The sequence below is a fragment of the Shewanella sp. ECSMB14102 genome (genome assembly GCF_000813075.1).
In the GTDB taxonomy this organism is placed as follows: domain Bacteria; phylum Pseudomonadota; class Gammaproteobacteria; order Enterobacterales; family Shewanellaceae; genus Shewanella; species Shewanella indica.
On record NZ_JWGX01000114.1, the window covers coordinates 1 to 1334 of the forward strand.

A 1334-nucleotide genomic window follows, 5' to 3' on the forward strand; every position below is an offset into this window, starting at 1 on the left:
ACATCGATCTGTGATTTTTAACGTGACACAGAATTTTGAACACCCTCGATAAACTTACAAAACTTACAGTTATTAGCATCACTAAGATTGAACTGCAATTATCAGAGAAACAGTGCTATCAATGACTCCACTTAAAATATGGCTGCTTTAATAATAACTATTTAAACACCATGAGCCCTAACGTTTAATGTCGAAGCGGATAATAGTTGCTAATGCCAGTAAAATCAGTATTACACCTTCCACTATCTCTCCTTTGATAAAAAGCCAAAATCCCATGGTAAAGAAGGCGACTTCTGATAAAAAAATAATTTTAAAGAGTATGTTTGCGTCTTTCCAACTCAAGGATAATTTAATCCATCTAAAATAATCTAGACAGGTGTGTAAATCCAACTTGGTTTCTTCTGCACCTTTCAGATGGAAAACCCTAAAATCGATAGAAAACCATTTCTTAGTTGCTTGAACCTTAAAGTCAGTACCTTCATGCGAAAAATTGAAATTCTCTACAATTTTTCGTTCAGGAAGATCAGTATTTTCTCTATAAATTAATTTATCTCCGTAATAAATGTGCAATCCACAAAACCAGTTATTAACCAGGTTGTAGCATTTTCCTTCAAAATAGTACTTGTAGAACATAGTCAATAAGGCGCGAATATAGCCGCGCCCCTCCAAATATTACTTAGTGGATAGCCTTAGCTGCTTTATAAACTCTATATGACAAATACAGAGATTTTGCCATGTGAGCGCCAGCCATAACAGCAAGAGGTGCTATCCCACCATTCACCTGCACTAACTCGTCCATTTTTAATTCTTGCATAATACTTTTCCTTAACATGGATATTATGAGTGCTTGAAGCTTTCATCGGGTGACATTTCTTTCAAAATGTCTTCGAGCGTCTTTCAAAGATATGGCCGGCTGCGAAACCTTTGCCCTACCTTTTAGCCTGTTCGCCGATTAGTCACACTGCTACAGTGGACTCTGCTACATTTAAGGCAGCGTCAAACAAGCTAAATTCTACCAAGCTTATTTCACAAAGAGTCATTTAACCCACCCTGCCTTTGAGGTTATAGATGGGATCCAATAGCCAATCCGACAGCGAGCGTTTATCCAAAATAATGTCCGCTTCCAGCAACATCCCGGGCTTTAGCGCAAACTCTTCGCCGTAAGCATTAATGTTTTGCTGAGACAAGGTGGTTTGCACCCGGTAAACCGGTTCATCAAGCTGCACTGGTATATCCGCCTCGCCCTGCAATAGTAAAGATTTATCTATCCGCGACACAGTAGCTGCCAGAAAACCAAATCTCTGGTACGGGAATGCATCAAATCTGAGTCTCGC

The 1334-nt window shown here is 39.2% G+C and carries 2 protein-coding genes and 1 pseudogene; all 3 read right to left on the bottom strand.

The window, feature by feature from the left end; genetic code table 11:
• Positions 1-177: 177 nt before the first annotated feature.
• Positions 178-633, bottom strand: a complete 456-nt coding sequence (locus RC73_RS19580) for a hypothetical protein (RefSeq protein ID WP_160289602.1) — start codon at positions 631-633, stop codon at positions 178-180.
• 43 nt (positions 634-676) lie between these two features.
• Positions 677-814 (bottom strand): class IIb bacteriocin, lactobin A/cerein 7B family, encoded by a 138-nt coding sequence (locus RC73_RS20405; RefSeq protein WP_160289603.1) that lies wholly within the window; start codon positions 812-814, stop codon positions 677-679.
• A gap of 226 nt (positions 815-1040) precedes the next feature.
• A pseudogene (locus RC73_RS19585) lies at positions 1041-1334 on the bottom strand (toxin secretion, membrane fusion protein); the annotation flags it as partial.